The 25,042-nt window shown below is 68.5% G+C and carries 16 protein-coding genes and 1 pseudogene; 4 read left to right on the forward strand and 13 right to left on the reverse strand.

The genetic code is table 11. The features are described 5' to 3' along the window. Window positions 1–127 precede the first annotated feature (127 nt). The 3 genes and pseudogenes from AAC979_RS01520 to AAC979_RS01530 form a co-directional block, all read right to left on the reverse strand. Window positions 128–3,307: pseudogene (locus AAC979_RS01520) on the reverse strand (efflux RND transporter permease subunit). Window positions 3,308–3,346: 39 nt separating this feature from the next. Further along, complete coding sequence (locus AAC979_RS01525) at window positions 3,347–4,660, reverse strand: efflux RND transporter periplasmic adaptor subunit (protein ID WP_371345058.1); 1,314 nt, start codon at window positions 4,658–4,660, stop codon at window positions 3,347–3,349. A gap of 17 nt (window positions 4,661–4,677) precedes the next feature. Then, a complete protein-coding gene (locus AAC979_RS01530) occupies window positions 4,678–5,502 on the reverse strand; it encodes an alpha/beta hydrolase (RefSeq protein WP_371345059.1) in 825 nt (274 codons plus the stop codon). Window positions 5,503–5,654: 152 nt separating this feature from the next. Here AAC979_RS01530 and AAC979_RS01535 point away from each other — a divergent pair, with 152 nt between their 5' ends. Next, window positions 5,655–6,605 carry a LysR substrate-binding domain-containing protein gene (locus tag AAC979_RS01535; protein ID WP_371345060.1) on the forward strand — a complete coding sequence of 317 codons (951 nt, stop codon included), beginning with the start codon at window positions 5,655–5,657 and terminating at the stop codon, window positions 6,603–6,605. Between the two features lie 11 nt (window positions 6,606–6,616). Here AAC979_RS01535 and scpA read toward each other — a convergent pair whose 3' ends face one another. From scpA to AAC979_RS01560, 5 genes are all read right to left on the reverse strand, one after another. Beyond that, entirely contained in the window at window positions 6,617–8,773 is a 2,157-nt protein-coding gene (gene scpA, locus AAC979_RS01540; protein ID WP_371345061.1) for a methylmalonyl-CoA mutase, read from the reverse strand. Window positions 8,774–8,804: 31 nt separating this feature from the next. After that, entirely contained in the window at window positions 8,805–9,194 is a 390-nt protein-coding gene (locus tag AAC979_RS01545) for a hypothetical protein (RefSeq protein ID WP_371345062.1), read from the reverse strand. A 60-nt stretch (window positions 9,195–9,254) separates the two neighbouring features. Continuing rightward, a complete protein-coding gene (locus AAC979_RS01550; protein WP_371345063.1) occupies window positions 9,255–11,120 on the reverse strand; it encodes a methylmalonyl-CoA mutase family protein in 1,866 nt (621 codons plus the stop codon). Between the two features lie 10 nt (window positions 11,121–11,130). Further along, on the reverse strand, window positions 11,131–13,146 hold the full coding sequence (locus AAC979_RS01555; protein WP_371345064.1) for an acetyl-CoA carboxylase biotin carboxylase subunit: 2,016 nt from the start codon (window positions 13,144–13,146) through the stop codon (window positions 11,131–11,133). Window positions 13,147–13,294: 148 nt separating this feature from the next. Then, window positions 13,295–14,830 carry an acyl-CoA carboxylase subunit beta gene (locus tag AAC979_RS01560; protein WP_371345065.1) on the reverse strand — a complete coding sequence of 512 codons (1,536 nt, stop codon included), beginning with the start codon at window positions 14,828–14,830 and terminating at the stop codon, window positions 13,295–13,297. A gap of 191 nt (window positions 14,831–15,021) precedes the next feature. On the opposite strand from AAC979_RS01560, the gene AAC979_RS01565 reads away from it, so the two are divergent. Further along, a complete protein-coding gene (locus AAC979_RS01565; RefSeq protein WP_371345066.1) occupies window positions 15,022–16,467 on the forward strand; it encodes a short-chain fatty acyl-CoA regulator family protein in 1,446 nt (481 codons plus the stop codon). Between the two features lie 140 nt (window positions 16,468–16,607). Here the strand turns inward: AAC979_RS01565 and glnT are convergent, their stop codons facing one another. The 5 genes from glnT to AAC979_RS01590 form a co-directional block, all read right to left on the reverse strand. After that, on the reverse strand, window positions 16,608–17,912 hold the full coding sequence (gene glnT / locus AAC979_RS01570) for a type III glutamate--ammonia ligase (RefSeq protein ID WP_371345067.1): 1,305 nt from the start codon (window positions 17,910–17,912) through the stop codon (window positions 16,608–16,610). Between the two features lie 90 nt (window positions 17,913–18,002). After that, window positions 18,003–19,340: an FMN-binding glutamate synthase family protein gene (locus AAC979_RS01575; protein WP_371345068.1), complete on the reverse strand. Its 1,338-nt coding sequence runs from the start codon at window positions 19,338–19,340 to the stop codon at window positions 18,003–18,005. A gap of 7 nt (window positions 19,341–19,347) precedes the next feature. After that, on the reverse strand, window positions 19,348–20,073 hold the full coding sequence (locus AAC979_RS01580; RefSeq protein WP_371345069.1) for a protein glxC: 726 nt from the start codon (window positions 20,071–20,073) through the stop codon (window positions 19,348–19,350). Further along, window positions 20,070–20,951, reverse strand: coding sequence for a glutamine amidotransferase family protein (locus AAC979_RS01585; RefSeq protein WP_371345070.1), 882 nt, complete (start codon window positions 20,949–20,951; stop codon window positions 20,070–20,072). Before AAC979_RS01585 ends, AAC979_RS01580 begins: the two co-directional genes overlap by 4 nt. 144 nt (window positions 20,952–21,095) lie before the next feature. Then, window positions 21,096–21,764, reverse strand: coding sequence for a helix-turn-helix domain-containing protein (locus AAC979_RS01590; RefSeq protein ID WP_371345071.1), 669 nt, complete (start codon window positions 21,762–21,764; stop codon window positions 21,096–21,098). Between the two features lie 187 nt (window positions 21,765–21,951). On the opposite strand from AAC979_RS01590, the gene sthA reads away from it, so the two are divergent. Both sthA and AAC979_RS01600 read left to right on the forward strand, forming a co-directional pair. Continuing rightward, window positions 21,952–23,346: a Si-specific NAD(P)(+) transhydrogenase gene (gene sthA / locus AAC979_RS01595; protein WP_371345072.1), complete on the forward strand. Its 1,395-nt coding sequence runs from the start codon at window positions 21,952–21,954 to the stop codon at window positions 23,344–23,346. Window positions 23,347–23,529: 183 nt separating this feature from the next. Then, the gene (locus tag AAC979_RS01600; protein WP_371345073.1) at window positions 23,530–25,038 is read left to right on the forward strand and encodes an FAD-binding oxidoreductase; all 1,509 of its coding nucleotides are present in this window, start codon (window positions 23,530–23,532) and stop codon (window positions 25,036–25,038) included. The last annotated feature ends 4 nt before the right edge of the window (window positions 25,039–25,042 follow it).

Below are 25,042 nucleotides of genomic sequence, written 5' to 3' on the forward strand. Positions count from 1 at the left end.
GGCGGGAGGCTCTATGTGCCATTCCCCGCCGCTCCTGTCGAACGAGACCGGCCGGAAGAACCGCGCTCTCTTGCGTCGAGGGGGCAACCGACGCGCGGGAAGCGGCCTCCCGGCCGGGTAGCAAGGCTCACTCGGCCGCAAGCGGCGCGATATGGGCCTCGCCGTGCTGCCGCAGCGGGCGGTTGCCCGCCAGGCGCCGCAGCAGCACGTAGAAGACGGGCGTGAGGAACAGCCCGAAGAAGGTGACGCCGATCATGCCGGCGAACACGGCGATGCCCATGGCATGGCGCATCTCGGCGCCGGCGCCGGTGGAGAGCACCAGCGGCAGCACGCCCATGATGAAGGCGAAGGAGGTCATGAGGATTGGCCGCAGCCGCAGGCGGCTGGCCTCGATCGCCGCCTCCACCGGGTTGCGCCCCATGAACTCCAGCTCGCGGGCGAATTCGACGATCAGGATCGCGTTCTTCGCCGACAGGCCGACCAGCACGACAAGGCCGATCTGGGTGAAGATGTTGTTGTCTCCGCCGCCCATCCACACGCCATAGAGCGCCGCCAGCAGGCCCATGGGCACGATCAGGATGATCGCGATGGGCAGCGTCAGGCTTTCATACTGCGCCGCCAGCACCAGGAAGACGAGCAGCAGGGCGAGCGGGAAGACGATGAGCGAGGAATCGCCGGCGAGGATCTCCTGATAGGTGAGGTCGGTCCATTCATAATCGAAGCCCGGCGGCAGCACTTCGGCGGCGATCCGCATCGCCGCTTCCTGCGCCTGTCCGGAGGAATAGCCCGGCGCCGGCGAGGCGTTGAAGTCGGCGGTGAGGAAGCCGTTATAGCGCTGGGCGCGTTCCGGCCCGGCCGTGGTCTCCACCCGCAGCAGCGCCGAGAGCGGGATCATTTCGCCGCTATTGGAGCGCACCTTGAGCTTGCCGATGTCCTCGGGCCGGGCGCGGAACGGCGCGTCGGCCTGCGCCCGCACCGAGTAGGTGCGGCCGAACTTGTTGAAGTCGTTGACATAGAGCGAGCCGAGATAGACCTGCAGCGTCTCGAACACCGCCTGGATCGGCACGCCGAGCTGGCGCGCCTTGGTACGGTCCACATTGGTGAAGATCTGCGGCACGTTGATCTGGTAGGTGGTGAACTGGCCGGTGAGTTCCGGCGCCGCCATGGCCTTGGCCATGAAGGCATTGGTGACCTCGTTAAGCGCCTCATAGCCACGGCCGGCGCGGTCCTCGATCTGCATCTTGAAGCCGCCGACGACGCCGAGGCCCTGCACCGGCGGGGGCGGGAACATGGCGATGAACGCGCCCTTGATCACCCCATATTTCTGGTTCAGCGCCCCGGCGATGGCGCCGGCGGAGAGTTCCGGGCTCGTGCGTTCCTCGAACGGGTCGAGCACCGAGAACACGATGCCGGCATTAGACGAGTTGGAGAAACCGGCGATGGACAGGCCGGGGAAGGCCACCGCGCTCGACACGCCGGGCTGCGCCAGCGTGATCTCGGTCATCTGCCGGATCACCTCTTCCGTGCGGTCGAGCGTGGCGCCGTCGGGAAGCTGGGCGAAGCCGACGAGATACTGCTTGTCCTGCGCCGGCACGAAGCCGGGCGGCACCGCCTGGAACAGCCACCAGGTGGCGCCGAGCATCACGGCGTAGAACACCATGACCAGGCTCTTCACCTTCAGCGTGCCGCGCACGCCGCCGCCATAGCCGCGCGAACCACGTGCGAACACCCAGTTGAAGCCACGGAAGAACCAGCCGAACAGGAAGTTGATGACACGCTGGAGCGCGTCCGGCGGGGTGTCGTGGCCGCGCAGCAGCAGCGCCGCCAGCGCGGGCGACAGCGTCAGCGAGTTGATCGCGGAGATCACCGTCGAAATGGCGATGGTGAGCGCGAACTGGCGGTAGAACTGGCCGGACAGGCCGGTGATGAAGGCGAGCGGCACGAACACCGCCACCAGCACCAGGGCGATGGCGATGATCGGGCCCGACACCTCGCTCATCGCCTGATAGGCGGCGGCGCGCGGCGTCAGCCCGTTCTCGATGTTGCGTTCGACATTCTCCACCACGACGATGGCGTCGTCGACGACGATGCCGATGGCGAGCACGAGGCCGAACAGGCTGAGCGCGTTGATGGAGAAGCCGAACAGATACATCACCGCGAAGGTGCCGACGATGGAGACCGGCACGGCGAGCAGCGGGATGATCGAGGCGCGCCAGGTCTGCAGGAACACCACGACAACGATGACGACCAGCGCCACCGCCTCGAACAGCGTGTGCACCACCGCCTCGATGGAGGCGTCGACGAAGCGGGTCGTATCGTAGACGATGTCGAAGTCGACGCCTTCGGGCATCGTCTTCTTCACCTCCGCCATGGTGGCGCGGACATTCTCGGCGATTTCCAGAGCGTTCGAGCCCGGCGCCTGGAACACGCCGAGGCCGACCGCCTGCTTGTTGTCGAGCAGCGAGCGCAGCGCGTAGTCGGCGGCGCCGAGTTCGAGCCGCGCCACGTCGCGCAGCCGCACCACCTGTCCGTTGGCGCCGGTCTTCACGACGATGTCGCCGAATTCCTCCTCGCTCTCCAGCCGGCCCTGGGCGTTGATGGTGAGCTGCAGGTCCACATCATCCAGCGAGGGCGAGGCGCCGACGATGCCGGCGGCGGCCTGCACGTTCTGGGCGCGGATTTCGTTGACCACATCGCCGGCGGAGAGGCCGTGCTCGGCGATCTTCTGCGGATCGAGCCAGACGCGCATGGCGTAGTCGCCACCGCCGAAAATGTCGATCTGGCCGACGCCGCCGATGCGGGCGAGCCGGTCCTTGACGTTCAGCACCGCGTAATTGCGCAGATAGGTGATGTCGTAGCGGTCATTGGGCGAGATGAGATGCACGACCATGAGGAAGGTCGGCGAACTCTTGGCGGTGGTGATGCCGAGCGCGCGCACCTCTTCCGGCAGCCGCGGCTCGGCCTGGCCGACGCGGTTCTGCACTAGTTGCGTCGCCTTGTCGGGGTCAGTGCCGAGCTTGAAGGTGACGGTGAGCGTCATCACGCCGTCCGTCGTCGCCTAGCTGGACATGTAGAGCATGTCCTCGACGCCGTTGATCGCCTCCTCGATCGGGGTCGCCACGGTGGCGGCAATGACCTTCGGGCTGGCGCCGGGATAGGTGGCGCGCACGATCACCTGCGGCGGCACGACTTCCGGATATTCGGAAATCGGCATCACCCGCAGGGCCAGCAGCCCCGCGAGAAAGATCAGCACGGAGAGGACGCCGGCGAAAATCGGCCGGTCGATGAAGAATTTGGACAGATTCATAGCGTCCTCCCCCAAGGAGGCAGAGCGTCGGGGCTGCGATCAGCGCGCGGCGACGGCGGTGTTCGGGTCCGTCGCGGCGGCGGCGGAAGCGGATTCCATGGGCACGACTTCCGGCGCGACCACCGCGCCGGGACGCACCCGCTGCAGGCCGTTGACGACGATGCGCTCGCCCTCCTTCAGCCCCTCGGTGATGACGCGCAGCCCGTCGGCCGGCGGGCCGAGCGTGACCTTGCGCCAGACGGCCTTGTTGTCGTCGCCGACGACGAAGACGAACTTCTTGTCCTGGTCGGTGCCGATGGCACGCTCATTCACCGCCAGAGCCGGCTCGGTCCTGGCGCGGCCCATCTTCACCCGGGCGAACTGGCCGGGAACGAGGCGGCCGTCCTTGTTCTCGAACACGGCGCGAAGGCGGAACGTGCCGGTGGAGGCATCCACCTGGTTGTCGACCAGTTGCAGATGGCCGCGCACGGGTCGCACGCCGGTGGTGGCGGTGGTGATCTCGACCGGAATCTGGTCGATCTCCGTCAGCGCCACGTCATGCTCGCCGACCGAGGCCAGGGCCTCGGCGACGGTGTTCTCGTCGGCATCGAAGCTGACATAGATCGGATCGACCGAGACGAGGCTGGTGAGCACCGGCGAGGACGCGCCGGCGGCGACGAGATTGCCGACCGTCACCTCGATCCGCCCGACCCGGCCATCGACCGGCGCGCGCACCTCGGTATAGCCGAGATCGAGCTTGGCCGACTGCACGGCAGCGTCCGCCGCCTGCAAATTGGCTTGCGCCTCGCGATAGGCGTTGGTGCGCTGGTCGAGGTCGCGCACCGACACGGTGCGGTTGTCGACCAGTTGCTTGCCGCGCTCCAATTCGCTGCGGGTGAGCTCGACGCGGGCGGCGGCGGCTTCGCGCAGGGCTTCCGCCCGGTCGAGCGCGGCCTGGAACGGCGCCGGGTCGATGCTGACCAGCAGGTCGCCCTGCTTGACCAGCGCGCCCTCGCGGAAATGGATCTTCTCCACCGCACCGGCGACGCGCGGGCGGACCTCCACCACCTCCACCGCGCGCAGGCGGCCGGAGAACTCGTCCCATTTCATCGTGTCGCGCGTCTTCAGTACCGCGACCTCCACAGGCATGGCCGGCGGGGCGGCGGCTTCCGCCGGCGCGGGATCGGTGGCGAGCGCGGTGGAACTCGGCCAGGCGACGAAAGCCGCGCCGGTGGTGGCCAGCAGGGCAAGCGTCAAGGCGAGCCCGGCCTCGCGCCAGCCGGCGCGTCGGGAACGGGCGGTTGTCTCGCGGGCGACAGCAACGTGTGCGAGGGAGTTCGGGACGGCGTCGGTGCCGAAGCGGTTGTCACTCATGGCGAATCTCCCGGGCCTCAGGCCCGAATGGTGCGAAGTGGGGCGGCGGAGTGCGCCGCCAGAAAGGTGCTGAACAGGTCGCGCAGAACGCCTTCCCACAGCGGGGCGGCCTCCAGCGCGGCGTCGATGCTCTCGGCTTCGCAATCGGTGCCTTCGAGCAGATGGCTTTCCACCGCCACCCCGCCGGCGCGCAGGCGCTCGGCATAGGCGAGGCTTTCATCGCGGATCGGGCAGTCCGCCGAGGTGACGATCAGCGCCGGGGCGAGCCCGCCCAGCCGGCGCGAGCCGAGCGGGGCGGCATAGGGGTGGGCGGCGCGGTCGGCGCTGCCGAGATAGCCGTGCCAGCCATCGGCCCATTTGCACCCCGACGCGCCCGCCGAGGCCGCATGGATCGAGCCCGAGCACAGGCTGGGATCGACCATGGGCGAGATCAGGATCTGCCCGGCCAGCGGTGGCGCCTGCTGATCGCGCGCCATCAGGGTGAGCGCGGTGGCGAGATTGGCGCCGGCCTCCTCGCCGGCCACGAACAGCCGCGCCCCGCGCCCCGCCCATTTCGCCCGCTCGGCGCAGAGATGGCCGAGCGCCTTGAAAGAGAGGTTGAGCGCTGCCGGAAAGGGGTGTTCGGGCGCCAGCGGATAGTCGATGGACACCACCACCGCGCCGGCCTCGGCCATGATGCGGCACAGATGCGCGCTGCAGTCGAGGTCGCCGTCGACGAAGCAGCCGCCATGCAGATGCAGCACCAGCGGCACCGGGCGCAGCGGCGTGGCGGGGCGATAGACGCGCGCGGCCAGCGCCTCCCCGTCAATGTCCAGCTCTGCCTCGGTCCACCTTGCGGTCATGGCGCCCACTACCGGGAGGAAGCGCTGGCTCCCACCCGATTCCAACGGTTGTTTCTGTTGCAGTGCGGCGAAAGCTAGTCCCGTGTTGGTCTCGAAAAAATAGCCGTTTGGCGATAACATTATTTACATATGGAAATAATGAAACGGTAGCGATGGACCAGATAGCTGCGATGCGCGCCTTTGTCCGGGTGGTGGAGGCCGGCACGTTCAGCCGCGCCGCCGACCTGCTCGACATGCCCAAACCCACCGTGACCAAGCATATCCAGCAGCTTGAGGCGCATCTGCGCACCAAACTGCTCAACCGCTCGACCCGCCGCGTCGCCGTCACCCCCGACGGCGCCGCCTATTACGAGCGGGCGGTGGCGCTGCTCTCCGATCTCGACGAGCTCGACGGCTCGATGACCCGGTCGCAGGCGAGCCCGGCCGGCCGGCTGCGCATCGACGTGCCGTCCTCGCTGGCGCTCTATGCCCTCATCCCCGCCCTGCCGGACTTCTTCGCCCGCTATCCCGACATCCAGCTCGATCTCGGCGTCACCGACCGACCGGTGGACCTGCTGGCGGAGAATGTCGACTGCGCCATTCGCGGTGGCGACCTCAGCGATCCGACTCTGATCGCCCGCCGCATCGGCTCCTTGCAGCTCATGCACTACGCGTCGCCCGCCTATATCGCCCGCCATGGTCTGCCGGAGCACCCGCGCGACCTCGCGGCCGGGCACCGCGTCGTCGGCTATTTCAGCGCCCGCACCGGGCGGCCGATGGCGTTCGACATGGTGCGCGGCGAGGAGATTTATGAGTTGCGCCTGCCGCATGTGCTGGCGACCAATGATTCCACCGCCTATCTCGCCGCCGGTCTCGCCGGGCTCGGCATCACCCAGACCATCGAGGCGATGATCGGTCCCTATCTGGAGAGCGGCGCGCTGGTGCGTGTCCTGCCGGAATGGCACGCCGGGCCGATCGTGCTGCATGTCGTCTACGCGCCAAACCGGCATCTGAGCAGCCGGCTGCGGGTTTTCGTCGACTGGGTGGCGGAACTGTTCGGCTCCGGCGGCGCCTATCGCCCCGCCGCGCCGGCGCTGCACCTGCCGGTGCAGGCGCCGGGCTGAGGCCCTGGCGCCTATTCCGCCGCGTCTTTGGTGTGGCCGAGGCGGGAGGCCAGCGTGTCGACCAGTTCGCCGGCGGCTTCCGCGATCACCGTGCCGGGAGGGTAGATCGCCTCCGCCCCGGCGGCGCGCACGGCCTCATAGTCCTGCGGCGGCACCACGCCGCCGACCACCACCATGATGTCCGGCCGCCCCTGCGCCGCCAGCGCCGCCTTCACCTGCGGCACCAAAGTGAGGTGGCCGGCAGCGAGCGAGGAGATGCCGATCACGTGCACGTCGTTCTCCACCGCCTGACGGGCGGCTTCTTCAGGGGTGGCGAAGAGCGGGCCGATATCGACATCGAAGCCGAGATCGGCGAAGGCGGAGGCGATCACCTTTTGCCCGCGATCATGCCCGTCCTGCCCGACCTTGGCGACCAGCAGGCGCGGACGCCGGCCCTCCTCGCGCTCGAACGCCTCGACGCGCGCGCGCACCTTGGCCACCCGGTCGCCCATCGCTCCCGCCTCCCGCCGGTAGACCCCGGACACGGCGCGGATTTCCGCCCGGTGCCGGCCGAAGACGCGCTCCAGCGCGTCGGACATCTCGCCCACCGTCGCCTTGGCGCGGGCGGCGTCGATGGCGAGGGCGAGCAGGTTCGCCCCGCCGCGCGCGCCATTTTCCAGCGCCGCCAGCGCGGCCGCGACGCCCTCGCGGTCGCGTTCGGCCTTGAGCCGCGCCAGCTTGTCGAGCTGCGCCGCCCGCACGGCGGAATTGTCGACCTTCAGCACGTCGACCGGCATTTCCCGGTCGGGCCGGTATTTGTTGACGCCGACCACGGTCTGCGCGCCGGAATCGATCCGCGCCTGGGTGGTGGCGGCGGCTTCCTCTATGCGCAGCTTGGGGATGCCGGCCTCGATCGCCTTCGCCATGCCGCCCAGCGCTTCCACCTCGGCAATATGGCCGAGCGCTTTGCGCGCGAGATCGGCGGTCAGCCTTTCCACGAAAAACGAGCCGCCCCAGGGGTCGATGGCCCGCGTCGTGCCGCTCTCCTGCTGCAGCAGAAGCTGCGTGTTGCGGGCGATGCGGGCGGAAAAGTCGGTCGGTAGCGCCAGCGCCTCGTCGAGCGCGTTGGTGTGCAGCGACTGGGTGTGGCCCTGCGTCGCCGCCATCGCCTCCACCATGGTGCGCATCACATTGTTGAACACGTCCTGCGCGGTGAGGCTCCAGCCCGAGGTCTGGCAATGGGTGCGCAGCGGCAGCGACTTCGGGTTCCGCGCGCCGAGCTCGGTCATCAGCTTCGCCCAGATCAGCCGGGCGGCCCGCAGCTTTGCGACCTCCATGAAGAAATTCATGCCGATCGCCCAGAAGAAGGACAGGCGCGGCGCGAAGAGGTCGATCGGCAGCCCCGCCGCCATGCCGGCGCGCACATAATCGACGCCGTCGGCGAGCGTATAGGCGAGTTCAAGATCCTGCGTCGCGCCCGCCTCCTGCATGTGATAGCCGGAGATCGAGATCGAGTTGAAGCGCGGCATCTCCTTGGAGGTGAAAGCGAAAATGTCGGAGATGATCCGCATCGACGGCGTGGGCGGGTAGATATAGGTGTTGCGGACCATGAACTCCTTGAGGATGTCGTTCTGGATGGTCCCGGAGAGCTGGGCCGGCTTCACCCCCTGCTCCTCCGCCGCCACGACATAAAGCGCCAGGATCGGCAGCACCGCCCCGTTCATGGTCATCGACACGCTCATCTGGTCGAGCGGGATGCCGGAGAACAGCGTGCGCATGTCATAGATCGAGTCGATCGCCACGCCCGCCATGCCGACATCGCCGGCCACGCGCGGATGGTCGGAATCGTAGCCGCGATGGGTGGCGAGATCGAAGGCGACCGACAGCCCCTTCTGCCCGGCCGCGAGGTTGCGGCGGTAGAAGGCGTTGGAATCCTCGGCCGTGGAGAAGCCGGCATATTGCCGGATGGTCCAGGGCTGAGTGGCGTACATGGTGGGGTAGGGCCCGCGCAGGAACGGCGCGAGGCCGGGATAGCTGTCGACGACGGCGAGGCCGGCAATGTCGGACGGGCCGTAAAGCGGCTTGACCGCCAGACCTTCCGGCGTGATCCACGGCTCGGTACCGGCCGGCGCTGCGGCGGGGCGGGGGGCGCGCCACTCCCGCGCGGCGAAATCGGGAATGCGGCTCATCGCGCAGCCTCCCCGGCTGTGGGCGTGCCGCCTAGGCTCGGCGCGCGACGAAGGAACCCGAACAGTTCTTCGCCGGCGATTCCCATTTCCCCGTCGCCACATCGCCCCGCACCACGCCGCGGGCGGACACCGTCTCCGCCCCGCGCATCACGCGGAGGTCGATCAGCCCCAGCGCGCTTACCGACCCGCTGGCCTCCACCGGCCACGGGCCGGCATAGCTGATCTGTCCCTCTTCCACCGCAAGGCGGAACTCCAGCCGCTTGTCGCACGGCCCCGAGACCGGCTCGGCCGAGACCCGCCAGATGCCGTCGTGCGGTCCGGGTTCCAGCGTCGGCTGCGCCGTGGCTGGCGCTATCAGCAGCGCTCCGCAGAGCGCTGCGCCGCAGACGGCGCCTCGCCACCTGTGATCCAGCGTTGTCATGCTCTGCCCCTGGCTTGGCGGCAGCGTAAGAGCTACCCTTGGGGCAACTTGTGGCCGGGCTCATGGTTCCAACCTCCGGGCAATGCCGAGAACCGCCTGCATCTCGCGCAGAAAGGCCACGAGGTCGAGGCCGGCGAAGAGATAGGCGTCGATGCCGGCGGCGCGCTGCGCCGCTTCCTCCATGCCGGGCTTGCCGGCGAGGATGATGGCGCGGGCGCCGGCGGCCTTCAGGGCCTGCGCCGCCTCGACCGCCCGCTCGGCATAGTTCGCGTCCGACCCGCACAGGCAGGCGAGGGCGGCGCCGGAGGCGCGGAACGCCGCCACCAGCGATGGCAGGTCGCTGAAGCCGTCCGCGCCGGTCGCGGCGATGCCGCCCGCCTCGAAGGCGGCGCGGGCGAAGCCGGCGCGGGTGGCGCTGTCGGCCGGCGTGCCGAGGGCGGCGAGAAACACCTGCGGCCGGCTCGCTGCCGCCGCCTCGCGCAGCCGCTCGAACGGTTCGGCCAGCCGCTCGCCGATCAGCGGCTCGCACATCAGCGCGCCTTCGGAGGGAGCGCCGGCGGTGCGGCGGCGGGCGGGGGCGAGCACGCCCGCCGCCGCTTCCGTCAGCAGCGGAAACTCCGAGGTGCCGGTGAGCGGCCGCCGCCGCGTCGCCACCTCCTGCGCGCGTGCGCGCCGCGCCTCGGCCACTCGCCGCTGCCAGGCGCCGGCGGCGAGCGATTCCACCATGCCGCCCTCGCGCTCGATGGCGCGGAACAGCTCCCAGGCTGCGGCGGCCAGCTTCTCCGTCCGCTCCTCGATGGCGCCGGCCCCGGCGCCGGGATCGGCGACGCGGTGGAGGTTGGACTCCTCCATCAGGATGAGCTGCGTATTGCGCGCCAGCCGCCGCGCATCCGCATCCGGCAGGCCGAGCGCCTGGGTGAAGGGCAGCACGGTCACGCTGTCCGCCCCGCCGACGCCGGCGGCAAAGGCGGCGAGCGTCCCGCGCAGCAGGTTCACATGGGCATCGTGACGGGTGAGCGCGCGCCAGGCGGTCTCCATATGCAGCGCGATGGGCGCGGGGGCGAGGCCGCACTCTTCCAGCACCGCCTGCCACAGCAGGCGGAAGGCGCGCGGCTTGGCCTGCGTGCCGAACTGGTCGACGTCGGCGGTCAGCGTCACCTCGATCAGCCGCGCCGCTCCATCCAGCGGCAGGCCGGCGGCGTCCAGCGCGCGCAGATAGGCGGTTGCGGTCGCCAGCACGGCGGCGAGTTCCTGCGCATCGGTGGCGCCGGCCGCGTGGTGCACCCGCCCGTCCGCCCGCACCATCGGCGCCACCAGGCCTCGTCCGTGCAGCGCGGTGACGGTCTGGCCGAGCCGGGCCGCCAGCGCTTCACCGTCGAGCGGCGCGGCGCCGAGCGCGGCGAAATCGCCGATTGGATCGAGCCCGAAGCGCAGATCGAGCGCGGCCGGGTCCGTTTTCTCGAACAGCCGGGCCAGCGCGAGGGCGATGTCGCGGCCCTGATAGGCACCGGCCTCCACCCGCAGCGTCGCCATTTCGGGAAGCAGCCCGTCCAGCGCCGCCACCAGTTCCTCGTGGCGCAGCGTCAGGCCGAAGCCCTCGGCCGAGGGCGCCGAGGCGAAGACGAGCGAGATGCCATCGGCGCCGCCGTCGAGATCGGCCAGCATCTGCGCATTGGCACTGGCGGGGTCGTCATGGTCGATCCGGGCGATCACTTTCCACGGCGCGCCGGGCGGCCGCCCGGCGATCGGTGCGGCGTCGGCCCGCCGCTCGGGCAGGGCGTCGAGACTGTCGCCATCGGCGGTGCGCGTCAGCATGCGCGCGGCATAGGGCGCCCCCTTCAGCACGCCGTCGACCAGCGCCAGCCAGTCCGCGCGCGTGGCCGGGGGGAAGCTGTCGAGGGCGAGGTCGAGCGGGCGCGGGTCCATGGCAAACCTCTCAGGCGAAATCGAGGATGACGGCATCGACGGCCAGGCTGTCGCCGGCTTTCGCGTGCACCTTGGCAATGGTGGCGTCGCGCTCGGCGCGCAGCACATTCTCCATCTTCATCGCCTCCACGATGGCCAGCGTTTCGCCCGCCTTCACCTCCTGCCCCTCGCTCACCGCGATGGCGACGACAAGCCCCGGCATCGGGCAGAGCAGGTGCTTGCCGCTGCCGGCCTGTTCCTTCACCGGCATCAGCGCGGCGAGTTCCGCCTCGCGCCTGGTGTACACGATCGCCTCCACCGCGATGCCGCGATGGGCCAGCGCCACGCCATTGAGACGCGGGCGCACCTGCACGCTGATCGCCTCCTCGTCGAACACGCCGCTCCACACGGGATCGCCGGGATGCCAGCCCGAGCGCAGCTCATGGGTGGAAAGCGGCCGTCCGGCGTCATCGAGGAAGCTGACGATGAAGCCGCCCGCCGCGCGGTCGACCTCGCAGGCCAGCGTCAACTCGCCGAGGCGCACCACGCGCTGATGCTCGAACACCACCGGCCGCCCGGCGAGCTGGCCGGAAATCTTGCGCTTCCTCGCATTGCCGACATTGTCGATCACCGCCGCCACCGCCGCCAGCCGGCGGGCGAGCTTTTCGCTCGGCGCGGTGGGGTGGAAGCCGTCCCTGTATTCCTCGGCGATGAAGCCGGTGGAGAGCCGGCCCGCCCGCCAGCGCTCATGGCCCATCAGCGCCGCGAGGAACGGAATATTGTGCTGGATGCCGTCAATGGCGAAGGCGTCGAGCGCCTCCGCCTGCGCCTCGATGGCCTGTTCGCGCGTCGGGGCGTGGGTGATCAGCTTGGCGATCATCGGGTCGTAGAACAGCGAGATGTCGCCGCCCTCATAGACGCCGGTGTCGTTGCGCACGGTAATGCCGTCATTCACGCCCTCCGCCGGGGGGCGATAGCGGGTGAGCCGGCCGATGGACGGCAGGAAGCCGCGATAGGGGTCTTCGGCATAGACGCGCGATTCAACCGCCCAGCCGTTCAGCTTCACGTCGTCCTGCGTGAGGCTCAGCTTTTCGCCGGCGGCGACGCGGATCATCTGTTCCACGAGGTCGATGCCGGTGACGAGTTCCGTTACCGGATGTTCCACCTGCAGGCGGGTGTTCATTTCAAGGAAATAGAACGACCTGTCCTGCCCGGCGACGAATTCCACCGTGCCGGCGCTGTCGTAGTTGACGGCCTTGGCCAGCGCCACCGCCTGTTCGCCCATCTTCCGGCGGGTGGCTTCGTCCAGAAGCGGCGAGGGGGCTTCCTCGACCACCTTCTGGTTGCGGCGCTGGATCGAGCATTCGCGCTCGCCGAGATAGACGACGTTGCCATGCTTGTCGCCCAGCACCTGGATTTCGATATGGCGCGGCTGGACGATGAACTTCTCGACGAACACCCGGTCGTCGCCGAAAGAGGACTTCGCCTCCGAGCGGGCGCGCTCGAACCCCTCCTGCACCTCGTCGCGCGAATGGGCGATGCGCATGCCCTTGCCGCCGCCGCCGGCCGAAGCCTTGATCATGACGGGATAGCCGATCTCGTCGGCGATGCGGGCGGCATGCGCCGCATCCTCGATCACGCCGAGATAGCCCGGCACGGTGGAAACCCCGGCCGCCGCCGCCGCCTTCTTGGATTCGATCTTGTCGCCCATCGCCTCGATCGCCCCCGGATTGGGGCCGATGAACACGAGGCCGGCTTCTTTCAGCGCGGTGGCGAAGCTCGCCCGCTCGGACAGGAAGCCATAGCCGGGGTGGATCGCCTCCGCCCCGGTCTGCTTGGCGGCGGCGATGATCTTCTCCGCATCGAGATAGGACTGGGCCGCCGGGGCGGGGCCGATATGCACCGCCTCATCCGCCATTTCCACATGCAGCGCGTCGCGGTCGGCGTCGGAATAGACCGCGACGGTCTTGATGCCCATGCGCCGGGCGGTCTTGATGACCCGGCAGGCGATCTCGCCACGGTTGGCGATGAGGATCTTGGAGAACATGGGCAGCGGCCTCTGGTCGAGCGGCTTCACGTGGTCAGGTCGTCATGGCCGGGCTTGGCCCGGCCATCCAAGACGTGGATTGGAGGCGGGCGGCGGCGGAAGTCGTGGATGCCCGGGCTGAGCCCGGGCATGACGTCGTCTCAGTTCGTCACAACGGCAGATTATCGTGCTTCTTCATGGGCGCTTCGATCTTCTTCGAGGCCAGCATCGCCAGCGCCCGCGCGATGCGTCTGCGCGTCGCGCGTGGCGTGATCACCTCGTCAATATAGCCGCGCTCCGCCGCGACGAAGGGCGAGAGGAAGCGCTGCTCATATTCCCTCGTCCGCGCCGCGATCTTCTCGGGGTCGTCAATGTCGGCGCGGAAGATGATCTCCACCGCGCCCTTCGCCCCCATCACCGCGATCTGCGCGGTGGGCCAGGCATAGTTCACATCGCCGCCAATATGCTTGGAGGCCATCACGTCATAGGCGCCGCCAAAGGCTTTTCGCGTGATCACCGTCACCAGCGGCACGGTCGCCTGCGAGTAGGCGAAGAGCAGCTTGGCACCGTGCTTGATCAGCCCGCCATATTCCTGCGCCGTGCCGGGCAAAAATCCGGGCACGTCGACAAAGGTGACGATCGGAATGTCAAAAGCATCGCAGAAGCGCACGAAACGCGCCGCCTTGCGCGAGGCGTCGGCGTCGAGCACGCCGGCCAGCACCATCGGCTGGTTGGCGACAAAGCCGACCGTGCGCCCTTCCACCCGGCCGAAGCCGGTGAGGATGTTCTTCGCGAAGCCCTCCTGGATCTCGAAGAAATCGCCCTCGTCGGCGACCTTTCCGATCAGTTCCTTCATGTCGTAGGGCTTGTTCGGGTTCTCCGGCACCAGCGTGTCGAGCGAGGGGTCGAGCCGCTCGCCATCGTCGAAGCTCGGCCACACCGGCACGCCGGAGCGGTTGCAGGCGGGCAGGAAGTCGATCAGCCGGCGCATCTGCAACAGGCATTCGACATCGTTCTCGAACGCGCCGTCGGCGACGGAGGATTTCGTCGTGTGCACCTTGGCGCCGCCGAGTTCTTCCGCCGTCACGCTTTCATTGGTGACGGTCTTCACCACCTCCGGCCCGGTGACGAACATGTAGCTGGTGTCGCGCACCATGAAGATGAAATCGGTCATGGCGGGCGAATAGACATCGCCGCCGGCGCAGGGGCCCATGATGACGGAAATCTGCGGAATGACGCCGGAGGCGACGACGTTGCGCCGGAACACCTCGCCATAGCCGCCGAGCGCCGCCACGCCTTCCTGGATGCGGGCGCCGCCGGCATCGAACAGGCCGATGATCGGCGCGCGCACCTTCAGCGCCATGTCCTGGATCTTGGTGATCTTGGCGGCGTGGGCTTCCGACAAAGAGCCGCCGAACACGGTGAAGTCCTTGGCGAAGACGAACACCTTGCGCCCGTTCACCGTGCCCCAGCCGGTGACGACACCGTCGCCGGGGATCTTCTCGGCCTTGTCCATGCCGAAATCGGTGCAGCGGTGCTGGACGAAGGTGTCGAATTCCTCGAACGAGCCGGTGTCGAGCAGCAGTTCCAGCCGCTCGCGGGCGGTGAGCTTGCCGCGTCTGTGTTGTGCGGCCACGCGCTTTTCGCCGCCGCCAGCGCGCGCGCCGGCGCGGCGTTGTTCGAGTTCGTCGAGAATGGGCTTCATGGCGCTCCTCCCAGGGCGAGCGTGCCGCGCGGGGCTTTTCAGCCTTTCTAGGCGCTTGTCCGCGAGAACATAAGCTGTGAAAATGCGGATCGTGAAGTTGTAAAATTTTCACAAACTCGACGAGGCAGGCCCTGCCCCTCATCTCAGGGGGAAGGATAAGGCGTCGGCCCGCGGCATCTGGAGGCTGCCTCATGTCCAAGAAGGTTTTCGCCGGCCATGCGGTGCGCCACGCACGCGAACGGCTGGGGCTGACACAGATGGACTTTGCCCGGCGGCTGGCGCTGTCGCCGAGCTACATCAACCAGATCGAGAGCAATCAGCGCCCCGTCACCGCTGCCGTGCTGCTCGCCATCAGCCGCGTCTTCGATCTCGACATCACACGTTTCGGCGCCGACGATCTCGACCGCGTGGTCGCCGATCTGCGCGAGGCGCTGGCCGATCCGGTGTTTCGCGGCATCGAGCCGAGCCTGCAGGATCTGAAAAACGCCACCACCCACGCCCCCGCCTTCGCCCATGCCTTTCTGCGCTTGCACGGCGCGCTGCGCCGGCTGGAGGAGCGCCGTGCCGCCCAGGACGACGCGGTGGTGTCGATCGCGCGCGAGGTGGATGGCGCGGCCCCCGACGAGGCGCGCCATCTCGCTCCCTATGAGGAGGTGCGCGACCATTTCCACTACATCGACAATTATGTCGACGGCCTCGATCGCGCCGGCGAGGAGCGCAACGCCGCGCTCGACCTGTTCGGCCGCGACGATGCGGTGGGCGTGTTGGCGGCGCATCTGCGCCAGCGCCACGACATCGGCGTTGAGATGGCGCCGCCGTCCAAGCTCGACGCGCCGCTTCTCGCCTATGACCGCCACCGCCGGGTGGCGACGCTGGCGCGCACGCTCGATCCCGCCAGCCGTGCCTTCCGCCTCGCCGCTCTGCTTGCCCGCTTCGAGCAGAGTGAGCTGATCGAGCGCCATGTGGCCGAGGCCGGCTTTCGCAGCGCCACGGCGCGCGAGGTGTGCCGGCTGTCGCTGCAGAACTACTACGCCGGCGCCCTATTGCTGCCCTATCGCCGCTTCGCCCGGCTGGCGCGCGAGACGCGGCACGATCTCGACCGCCTCGCGGCGATGACCGGCGCCAGCCTCGAACAGGTGTGCCACCGTCTTTCCACGCTGCAGCGGCCGGGGGAGAAGGGGGTGCCGTTCTATTTCCTGAAAGTCGACCGCGCCGGCAATGTCATCAAGCGCCACAGCGCCACCCGCTTCCAGTTCGCCCGCTATGGCGGCGCCTGTCCGGTGTGGAACGTGCACGAGGCGTTCGAGCAGCCGGCGCGTACGCTGGTGCAACTCGGCGAGATGCCGGATGGCACGCGCTATCTGTGCCTCGCCCGGGGAACCTCGAAACCCGCCAACCGCCACGGCGCGCGCGAGCGCCGCTTCGCGCTCGGCCTCGGCTGCGAGATGTCCTATGCCGGCGAACTGGTTCATGCCGACGGGCTGGACCTGAAGGGCGCGGTGCCGGACCCGCTTGGCGTCAATTGCCGCATCTGCCCGCGCACCGCCTGCCCGGAACGCGCCTTCCCCCCGCTCGACCGCGCCATCGTGCTCGACCCCGACCGCCGCGACGTGGTGCCGTTCGCGGTGCGGGAGTGAGGGGGGCGATCCTGTCCGCATCGTCATCCCGGCCGGAGGCAAAGCCGGAGAGCCGGGATCGTGCTCAGGATAGAGCCGCATGCGATCCCGGATACGGCCTCGCGGCCGTTCCGGGATGACGTCTGCGAGGACGACTTCCCTCAGATATCCAGCGTGTTGTCGCGCTCCCACTGGGTGAGGTGGCGGGAATAGGCGTTCCATTCCTCGTGCTTCAGCTTGGTGTAACCGTCCACCAGCGGCGCGCCCAGCGCGCTGCGCAGCACATTCGATTTCTCCAGCGCGCGGATGGCGTCGAGCAGGTTCAGCGGCAGCTTCTTGGCGCCGCGCACCTTGTGGCCGTCCGTGTACATGTTGATGTCGAGCCGCTTGCCCGGGTCGCGCTGGTTCTGGATGCCGTCGAGCCCGGCGGCGAGCATGGCGGCGGGGGCGAGATAGGGGTTGGCGGCGCCGTCCGGTAGACGCAGTTCCAGCCGGCCCGCATCGGGGATGCGGATCATGTGGGTGCGGTTATTGCCGGTATAGGTCACGGTGTTCGGCGCCCAGGTGGCGCCGGAAACGGTGCGCGGGGCGTTGATGCGCTTGTAGGAATTCACCGTCGGGTTGGTGAAGGCGCACAGCGCGTCGGCCGAATGGATCAGCCCGCCGATGAAGCCGTAGCCGAGGGCGGAGAGGCCGAGTTCGCCCGCCTCGTCCTCGAACAGGTTGGCGCCCTCCGGGCTCCACAGCGAGGTGTGCATGTGGCAGCCCGAGCCGGTCAGGTCGATGAAGGGTTTTGGCATGAAGGTGGCGCGCAGCCCGTGCTTCTCGGCGATGGAGCGGGCCATGAACTTGAAGAAGACGTGCCGGTCGGCGGTGGTCAGCGCATCGGCGAAGTCCCAGTTCATCTCGAACTGGCCGTTGGCGTCCTCATGGTCGTTCTGGTAGGGGCCCCAGCCGAGGCTCAACATGCTGTCGCAGATTTCCTTGATCACCTCATAGCGGCGCATCAGGGCGGACTGGTCGTAGCAGGGCTTGGTGGCGTTGTCGGCGGCGTCGGAAATCTTGCTGCCGTCGGCGTTGGTGAGGAAGAACTCGCACTCCACCCCGGTCTTCATGATGTAGCCGAGGCTCTCGGCGCCGAGCATGGTTGATTTCAGCACGTTGCGCGGCGCCTGCGCCACCAGTTCGTCGTTCATGACGAGGTCGGAGGCGAGCCAGCCGACTTCCGGCTTCCATGGGAGCTGGATCAGGCTGGAGGCGTCGGGAACGGCGAACAGGTCGGCATCGGCCGGGCTCATGTCGAGCCAGGTGGCGAAGCCGGCGAAGCCCGCCCCGGCCTTCTGCATGCCGCCGATGGCGCTTGCGGGCACCAGCTTGGCCCTGAGCGCGCCGAACAGGTCGACATAGGAGATCAGGAAATACTTGATGCCGCGTTCTTTCGCGGCATGAGCGAGGTCATTGGCCATGGTGCTATCCGGTTTCGCTGTTCCCCGGCCCGTTCGGGCTCGTTGGTCGTCGTGACGTGCAAACCCCGCGCCGAGGCGCGGGGCTGATGATCAGAATCCGCCGTTGCGGCCCGGTATCCAGTCGGTGCCGGCCAGCGGCACATTGGCCATGGCGGCAGCCTCGATGGTCAGCGCGACGAGGTCTTCCGGCTCCAGATTGTGCACATGGCTCTTGCCGCAGGCGCGGGCGATGGTCTGGCACTCCAGCGTCAGCACCGCGAGATAATTGGCGAGCCGCCGCCCGGCCGCCACCGGGTCGAGCCGCTTCATCAATTCGGGATCCTGCGTCGTGATGCCGGCGGGGTCGCGGCCCTCATGCCAGTCGTCATAGGCGCCGGGGCGGGTGCCGAGCGCCTCGTATTCGGCGGCATAGTGCGGGTCATTGTCGCCCAGCGCCACCAGCGCGGCGGTGCCGATGGCGACCGCATCGGCGCCGAGCGCCAGCGCCTTGGCCACATCCGCCCCGTTGCGGATGCCGCCGGAGACGACGAGCTGAACCTTGCGGTGCATGCCAAGGTCCTGCAGCGCCTTCACCGCCTGCCGTACGGCAGCGAGCGTCGGGATGCCGACATGTTCGATGAAGATTTCCTGCGTCGCGGCGGTGCCGCCCTGCATGCCGTCGACCACCACCACATCGGCGCCCGACTTCACGGCCAGCGCCGTGTCATAATAGGGGCGGGCGGCGCCGACCTTCACATAGATCGGCTTTTCCCAATCGGTGATCTCGCGCAGTTCCTCGATCTTGATCTCAAGGTCGTCCGGCCCGGTCCAGTCCGGGTGGCGGCAGGCGGAGCGCTGGTCGATGCCGACGGGCAGGGTGCGCATGCTGGCGACGCGCTCGGTGATCTTCTGGCCGAGCAGCATGCCGCCGCCGCCGGGCTTGGCGCCCTGGCCGACCACCACCTCGATGGCGTCGGCGCGCTTGAGGTCGTCCGGGTTCATGCCATAGCGCGAGGGCAAATACTGGTAGACGAGCTGGGTCGAATGCCCGCGCTCCTCATTGGTCATGCCGCCATCGCCTGTCGTGGTCGAGGTGCCCATGGCGGACGCCCCGCGCCCCAGCGCTTCCTTGGCATTGGCGGAGAGCGAGCCGAAGCTCATGCCGGCAATGGTGATCGGGATCTTCAGTTCGATCGGCTTCCTGGCGAAGCGGGTGCCGAGCACGACCTCGGTGGAGCACTTCTCGCGGTAGCCTTCCAGCGGGTAGCGCGACATGGAGGCGCCGAGGAACAGCAAATCGTCGAAGTGGGGCACCCGGCGCTTGGCGCCGCCGCCGCGAATGTCATAGATGCCGGTCGCCGCCGCGCGGCGGATTTCCGACAGCGTGTAATCGTCGAAGGTGGCGGAAGAGCGCGGCGTGGTGCGCGGGGTGTGGCTGTGGTCGGTCATCGCGCCCTCAATAGCTCGACACGTTGTCGACGTGGAAATGGTAGAGCGTGCGGGCCGAGCCGTAGCGGCGGAACTCCGACATATCGACCTCCCCCAGAAGGCCGGCGGCTTCCAGCTTGGCGGCGAGCAGCGCCCTGTGCTCCTCGCGCATTTCCTTCTCGATGCAGTCGGCACCGAGCGAGGCGACGGAGCCGCGCACGAAGAGCTTCGCCTCGTAAAGGCTGTCGCCCAGCGCCTCGCCGGCATCGCCCAGCACGGTGAGGGTGCCGGCTTGCGCCATGAACGCGCTCATATGGCCGACCGAGCCCTTCACCACGATGTCGATGCCCTTCATCGAGATGCCGCAGCGGGCCGAGGCGTTGCCGTCGATGATGAGCAGCCCGCCATGGGCGGTGGCGCCGGCGGCCTGGCTGGCGTCGCCCTTCACATGGATGAAGCCGCTCATCATGTTCTCGCCGACACCGACGCCGGCATTGCCATGGACGATGACGCGCGCCTGCTTGTTCATCCCGGCGCAGTAATAGCCGACCGGCCCGTCGATCTCGACCGTGACCGGCACGTCGAGCCCGGCGGCGATGGCGTGGCGCCCGGCGGGGTTGGCGATCTTCCACAGCGTCTGGTTGGTGTCGGCGGCGAGCTTGTGCAGGGCGCCGTTCAGCTCGCGCAGCGGCGTGGTGGCGAGGTCGACGAGGGTTTCGCCCTCGGCGGCGGCAGGCTTCAGCGAGAGGTTCATGCGGCGCGATCCCAGAAATAAACCTTGGCCGGCTCCGGCTCGAACACCCGCGCGGTCTCGATGCCCGGCAGGCCGGCCAGCGCCCGGTATTCGGAGGCGAAGGCGACATAATCGTCGGTCTCGGCCATGACGGCCGGCTTGCAGGCGATGGGATCGCGCAGCACGCCGAAGCCGCTCTCCGTGCCGACGACGAAGGTGTAGAAACCGTCGAGGTCGCCCAGCGAATGCTCCAGCGCCTCGCCCAGCGTATCCCCGCCGCGCATGCGGTAGGTGAGATAGGCGGCGGCCACCTCGCTGTCGTTCTCGGTCGTCACCGCGACGCCCTCGCGGGCGAGCAGGCGGCGCACGCCGGCATGGTTGGACAGCGAGCCATTGTGGACGAGGCACTGGTCCGGGCCGGTGGAGAAGGGGTGGGCTCCGTCCGTGGTGACGGCGCTCTCGGTCGCCATGCGGGTATGGCCGATGGCGTGGGTGCCGCTCATCTCTTCCAGCTTGAAGCGCTTGGCGACATCGGCCGGCAGGCCGACTTCCTTGTAAAGCTCCATGCGCGCCCCGGCGCCGACCACCTTCACCGCCGGCGCGAGGCGGGCGAGCGCGGCGCGGACCGTGGCTTCCTCGGCCACCGGCACGCTCAGCACGCCATGGGTGTCGCGGGCAAGAATGGGATGGTCGATCTCGGCGCCCAGCGCGGCGAAATCGGTGCCGGCGGGGCCGCGCAAGGTGAGCTTCACGAAGCCGGGCGTGCCGCCGCCATAGACCGCGAAGCCGGCCGAATCCGGCCCGCGGTCGCACATGATGTCGAGCATTTGCGAAAGCAGGGCGCCGAGTTCCGGCTCCAGCTTCGGCTGCTTCAGGAACAGGCCGACAATGCCGCACATGGCTTGAGAACTCCTGCAGGCAAGGGAAGGGCAAGGGCCATGAGGCCGTGCCCCCTCTTGTAGGAGGGGTGTCGGTGGGCGTCAATCCGTGTGAATATAATTTTCTTCTGAGGAAAATACGGGCCGTGTGTCCGGCCCTACGCCTCAGCGTTCGCTCTCGCGCGGATACATGATGATGGAGAGGTAGCGCATCGGCCGCACCAGCAGTTCCTCCGGCCCATGGGTGGCGGCGCTGTCGAACAGCAGCGAATCGCCAGGCTTGAGGTGATAGGTGCGGTCGCCATGGCGGTAGATCACCTCGCCGGAGAGCATGTGGATGAACTCCACCCCGGCATGGCGGAAGCCGGTATAGGGCACCGCCTCCTCGCTCAGCGTGATCAGATAGGGCTCGACCGCCACCTCGCCGCCCAGCGCGTGGCCGAGCAGTTCATATTCATGCCCCACCTTGGTGCCGCGACGTTCGATCTTCACCCCGCCCCCGGCCGGGACGAAGGAACAGTCGCGCTTCTCCTCGAAGCTGGTGAACAGGGTGGAGAGCGGCACGTTCAGCACGCTGGAAATCGCCTGTAGTGTCGCCAGCGACGGCGAGATCAGCCCGTTCTCGATCTTGGAGAGCATGCCGACGGAAATGCCGGCGGCGCTGGCGAGATCGGAAACGGTGAGGTCGAGGTCGCGGCGGATGGCGCGCACCTGCTGGCCGAGCGCCTGTTCCAGCGTGCGCTCGCGCGCCAGCGGCGCCCCCGAGCCGGTCGCCAGATCGTCAGCCGGTGCCTCCGTCGCCACCGCACGCGCCTTCCGCCGTCCTTCGTTCACGCCTGCTCCCCCGTGTCTGATCCTGCCGATGGGACGCGGTTCGCCGGCAAAAGCAAGCCCCCCGACAGGCCCATGCGGCAGCATCGCCCGCGCTTATGCCCGCCCGGCACTGTCATGGAGCCTTGGCATTCATCGTGCATCGAAGGGCGAACCCCTATCTCGTTGCCACAGGACGGTTTTGCGCGCCATGTACGATTTCGACATGATTGTCATCGGCAGCGGTCCCTCCGGCCGCCGCGCCGCCGTCCAGTCGGCCAAGATCGGCAAGTCGGTGCTGGTGGTGGAAAAGGGCCGCCGCGTCGGCGGCGTCTCGGTCCACACCGGCACCATCCCCTCCAAGACGCTGCGCGAGACGGTGCTCAACCTCTCCGGCTGGCGCGAGCGCGGCTTCTATGGCCGCTCCTACCGGGTGAAGCAGGATATCGGCGCCGGCGATCTGATGGCGCGGCTGCACAAGACGCTCGACCATGAGGTCGAGGTGCTGGAACATCAGTTCGCCCGCAATGCGGTGAAGACCGCGCGCGGCGAGGCGCGCTTCCTCGACCCGCACACGATCGAGATCACCGCCGAGGGCGGCGAGGTCGACACCGTCACCGGCGCGCATGTGCTGATCGCGGTCGGCACCCGCCCGTTCCGGCCGGATTATGTGCCGTTCAACGGCATGAGCGTGTTCGACAGCGACGAGATCGTCGACCTGCCCCGCCTGCCGCGCAGCCTCGCCGTCATCGGCGCCGGCGTCATCGGCGTGGAATATGCCTCGATCTTCAGCGCGCTCGACGTGTCGGTGACGCTGATCGAGCCGCGCTCGACCTTTCTCGATTTCATCGACAAGGAACTGATCGAGGAATTCATCCACGAGCTGCGCGACCGCAATGTCGGCCTGCGCCTCGGCGCCGCCGTCACCTCGATCACGCTCGATGCGCGCGAGCGGCCGGTGTGCAAGCTGGCGGACGGGCGCACCGTTCAGTCCGACATGCTGCTCTTCGCCGCCGGCCGCGTCGGCGCCACCGACCGGCTCAATCTCGAAGCCGCCGGCCTGGAGGTGGACCATCGCGGCCGCATCGCGGTGGAGCCGAAGACGCTGCAGACAGCCGTGCCGCACATTTATGCGGCGGGCGATGTCATCGGCTTCCCCAGCCTCGCCTCGACCTCGATGGAACAGGGCCGCGTCGCCGCCTGCCACGCCTTCGGGCTGGAGCCGCCGCCGCCGCCGGAATTCTTCCCCTATGGCATCTACGCCGTGCCGGAAATCTCCACCGTCGGCATGAGCGAGGAGGAGGTGCGCAAGCGCGAGATTCCCTATGAATGCGGCATTGCCCGCTTCCGCGAGACATCGCGCGGCCACATCATGGGGCTGAACAACGGGATGATGAAGATGATCTTCTCGGTGAAGACCCGCCGCCTGCTCGGCGTCCATATCGTCGGCGAGGGCGCCACCGAACTGATCCACATCGGCCAGGCGGTGCTCAACCTCAAGGGCACGATCGACTATTTCATCGAGAACACGTTCAACTATCCCACCCTCGCCGAAGCCTACAAGATCGCCGGTCTCGACGCCTGGAACCGGATGACGCGGGTGTGAGCGCCGGGGCGCGGGCCGGTCGTGGCCCGCCTTTGCCTTGGAAGTTGTTGGTTGGTGTGGTGCAACCATAAATTTCATTGCGATGCCATCTTCACAGCCGCGCGCCAATATGGGACGCATGCGAACCTAGTGCGGGCTGCGTCGAAGGCCCGCCGGGGCGGCGACTTCGGGGGGAGTGATCGCATGACATCCATGACACGGCTGAGCCGCCGCGCTCTGCTCATCGGCACGGCGGCGAGCGCCACCTTAGCCGGCTTCGCGCCGCTGCGGGCGGATCAGGCCGCCCCTGCCGTCGCCGGAGCGCCGCCCAGCCCGCCGGTCGACCGCTGGCAGGCGCTGGCGCGGATCGCCGACGGCGCGCTGCTGCGGCCCAGCGATGCCGACTTCGCCACCCAGGCGCTGCCGAACAATCTGCGCTTCCGCCATGTCCGCCCGGAAGCCATCGTGCGCTGCCGCACGCCGCAAATGGTCGCCGATGTGCTGAGCTGGTGCCAGGACTATGAAATGCCCTTCGTCCTGCGCGGCGGCGGCCATTCCTATGCCGGCTTTTCCACCACGCGCGGCCTGCTGGTCGACATGTCGGCGATGAATGCCATCGACTACGATCCCGCCACCGGGCGGGCGCGGGTCGGCGCGGGGGCATTGAACCAGAACATCTATGACTCGCTGCGCCAGGCCGGGCGGATGATGACGCATGGCCGCTGCCCCACCGTCGGCGTCGCCGGCTTCGTCCTCGGCGGCGGCATCGGCTTCAACATGCGCCGCCTCGGCCTCGCCTCCGACCGGCTGGTGGCGTCCGAGATCGTCACCGCCGATGGCCGGGTGCGCGCCCTCTCTGCCACCGAGGAACCGGACCTGTTCTGGGCCATTCGCGGCGGCGGCGGCGGCAATTTCGGGGTGAGCACCTCCTTCACCTTCGACACTGCGCCGGCGGACGCGCAGCTCACCGTGTTCCGCCTCGTCTGGCGGCAGAACACGCTGGCGGTGGCGAGAGCGCTGTTTGCGGCGCTGGACGACGCGCCGGTGACGCTTGGCACCCGCATCAGTTTTTCCGGGGTCACGCCAACTCTGCATGCCGGCGGCCGGCAGGTGGCGGTGACGCTGCTCGGCCAGTTCGCCGGGCCGAAGGAGCAGCTCGACACGCTGCTGCGCCCGGTCATGGCCGCCGCCGCCCCGGAATTCAGCGACATTCGCGAACTGCCCTATTGGGACGCGCAGGCTTTCCTCTTGGAGCCCGGCGCCCCGGCCTGGTACCGCGAGCGCTCCGCCTTTCTCGACACCGCGCCGTCCGACGCCTTCCTCGACAAGGCGTTCGAGCATCTGGTGCGCTGGCCCGGCACCGGCGCGCATGGCGACCTGTTTTTCTTCCAGACCGGCGGGCGTATCAACGAGGTCGCCCCGGCGGCGAGCGCCTTCGTTCATCGCGCCAGCCGCTGGCTCTCGGTGGTGGGGGTGAGCTGGAGCGAGGACGACACGGTCCGCCCGGAGATCGTGCGCGCCGCCAAGGACTGGCAGGACGCGCTCTACCGCACGGTTGACCATGCCGGCGGGCACGGCGCCTTCATCAATTTCCCCGACGCTTCGCTGGCGGAGTGGCGGGCGCGCTATTACGGCGCCAATCTTCCCCGCCTCGCCGCCCTCAAGGCCAAGGTCGATCCGGCCAATCTGTTCAGCTTCCCGCAGGCGATCTGAGCCT

Origin of the sequence: Ancylobacter sp. IITR112, from assembly GCF_041415945.1 — a bacterium.
In the GTDB taxonomy this organism is placed as follows: Bacteria; Pseudomonadota; Alphaproteobacteria; order Rhizobiales; family Xanthobacteraceae; genus Ancylobacter.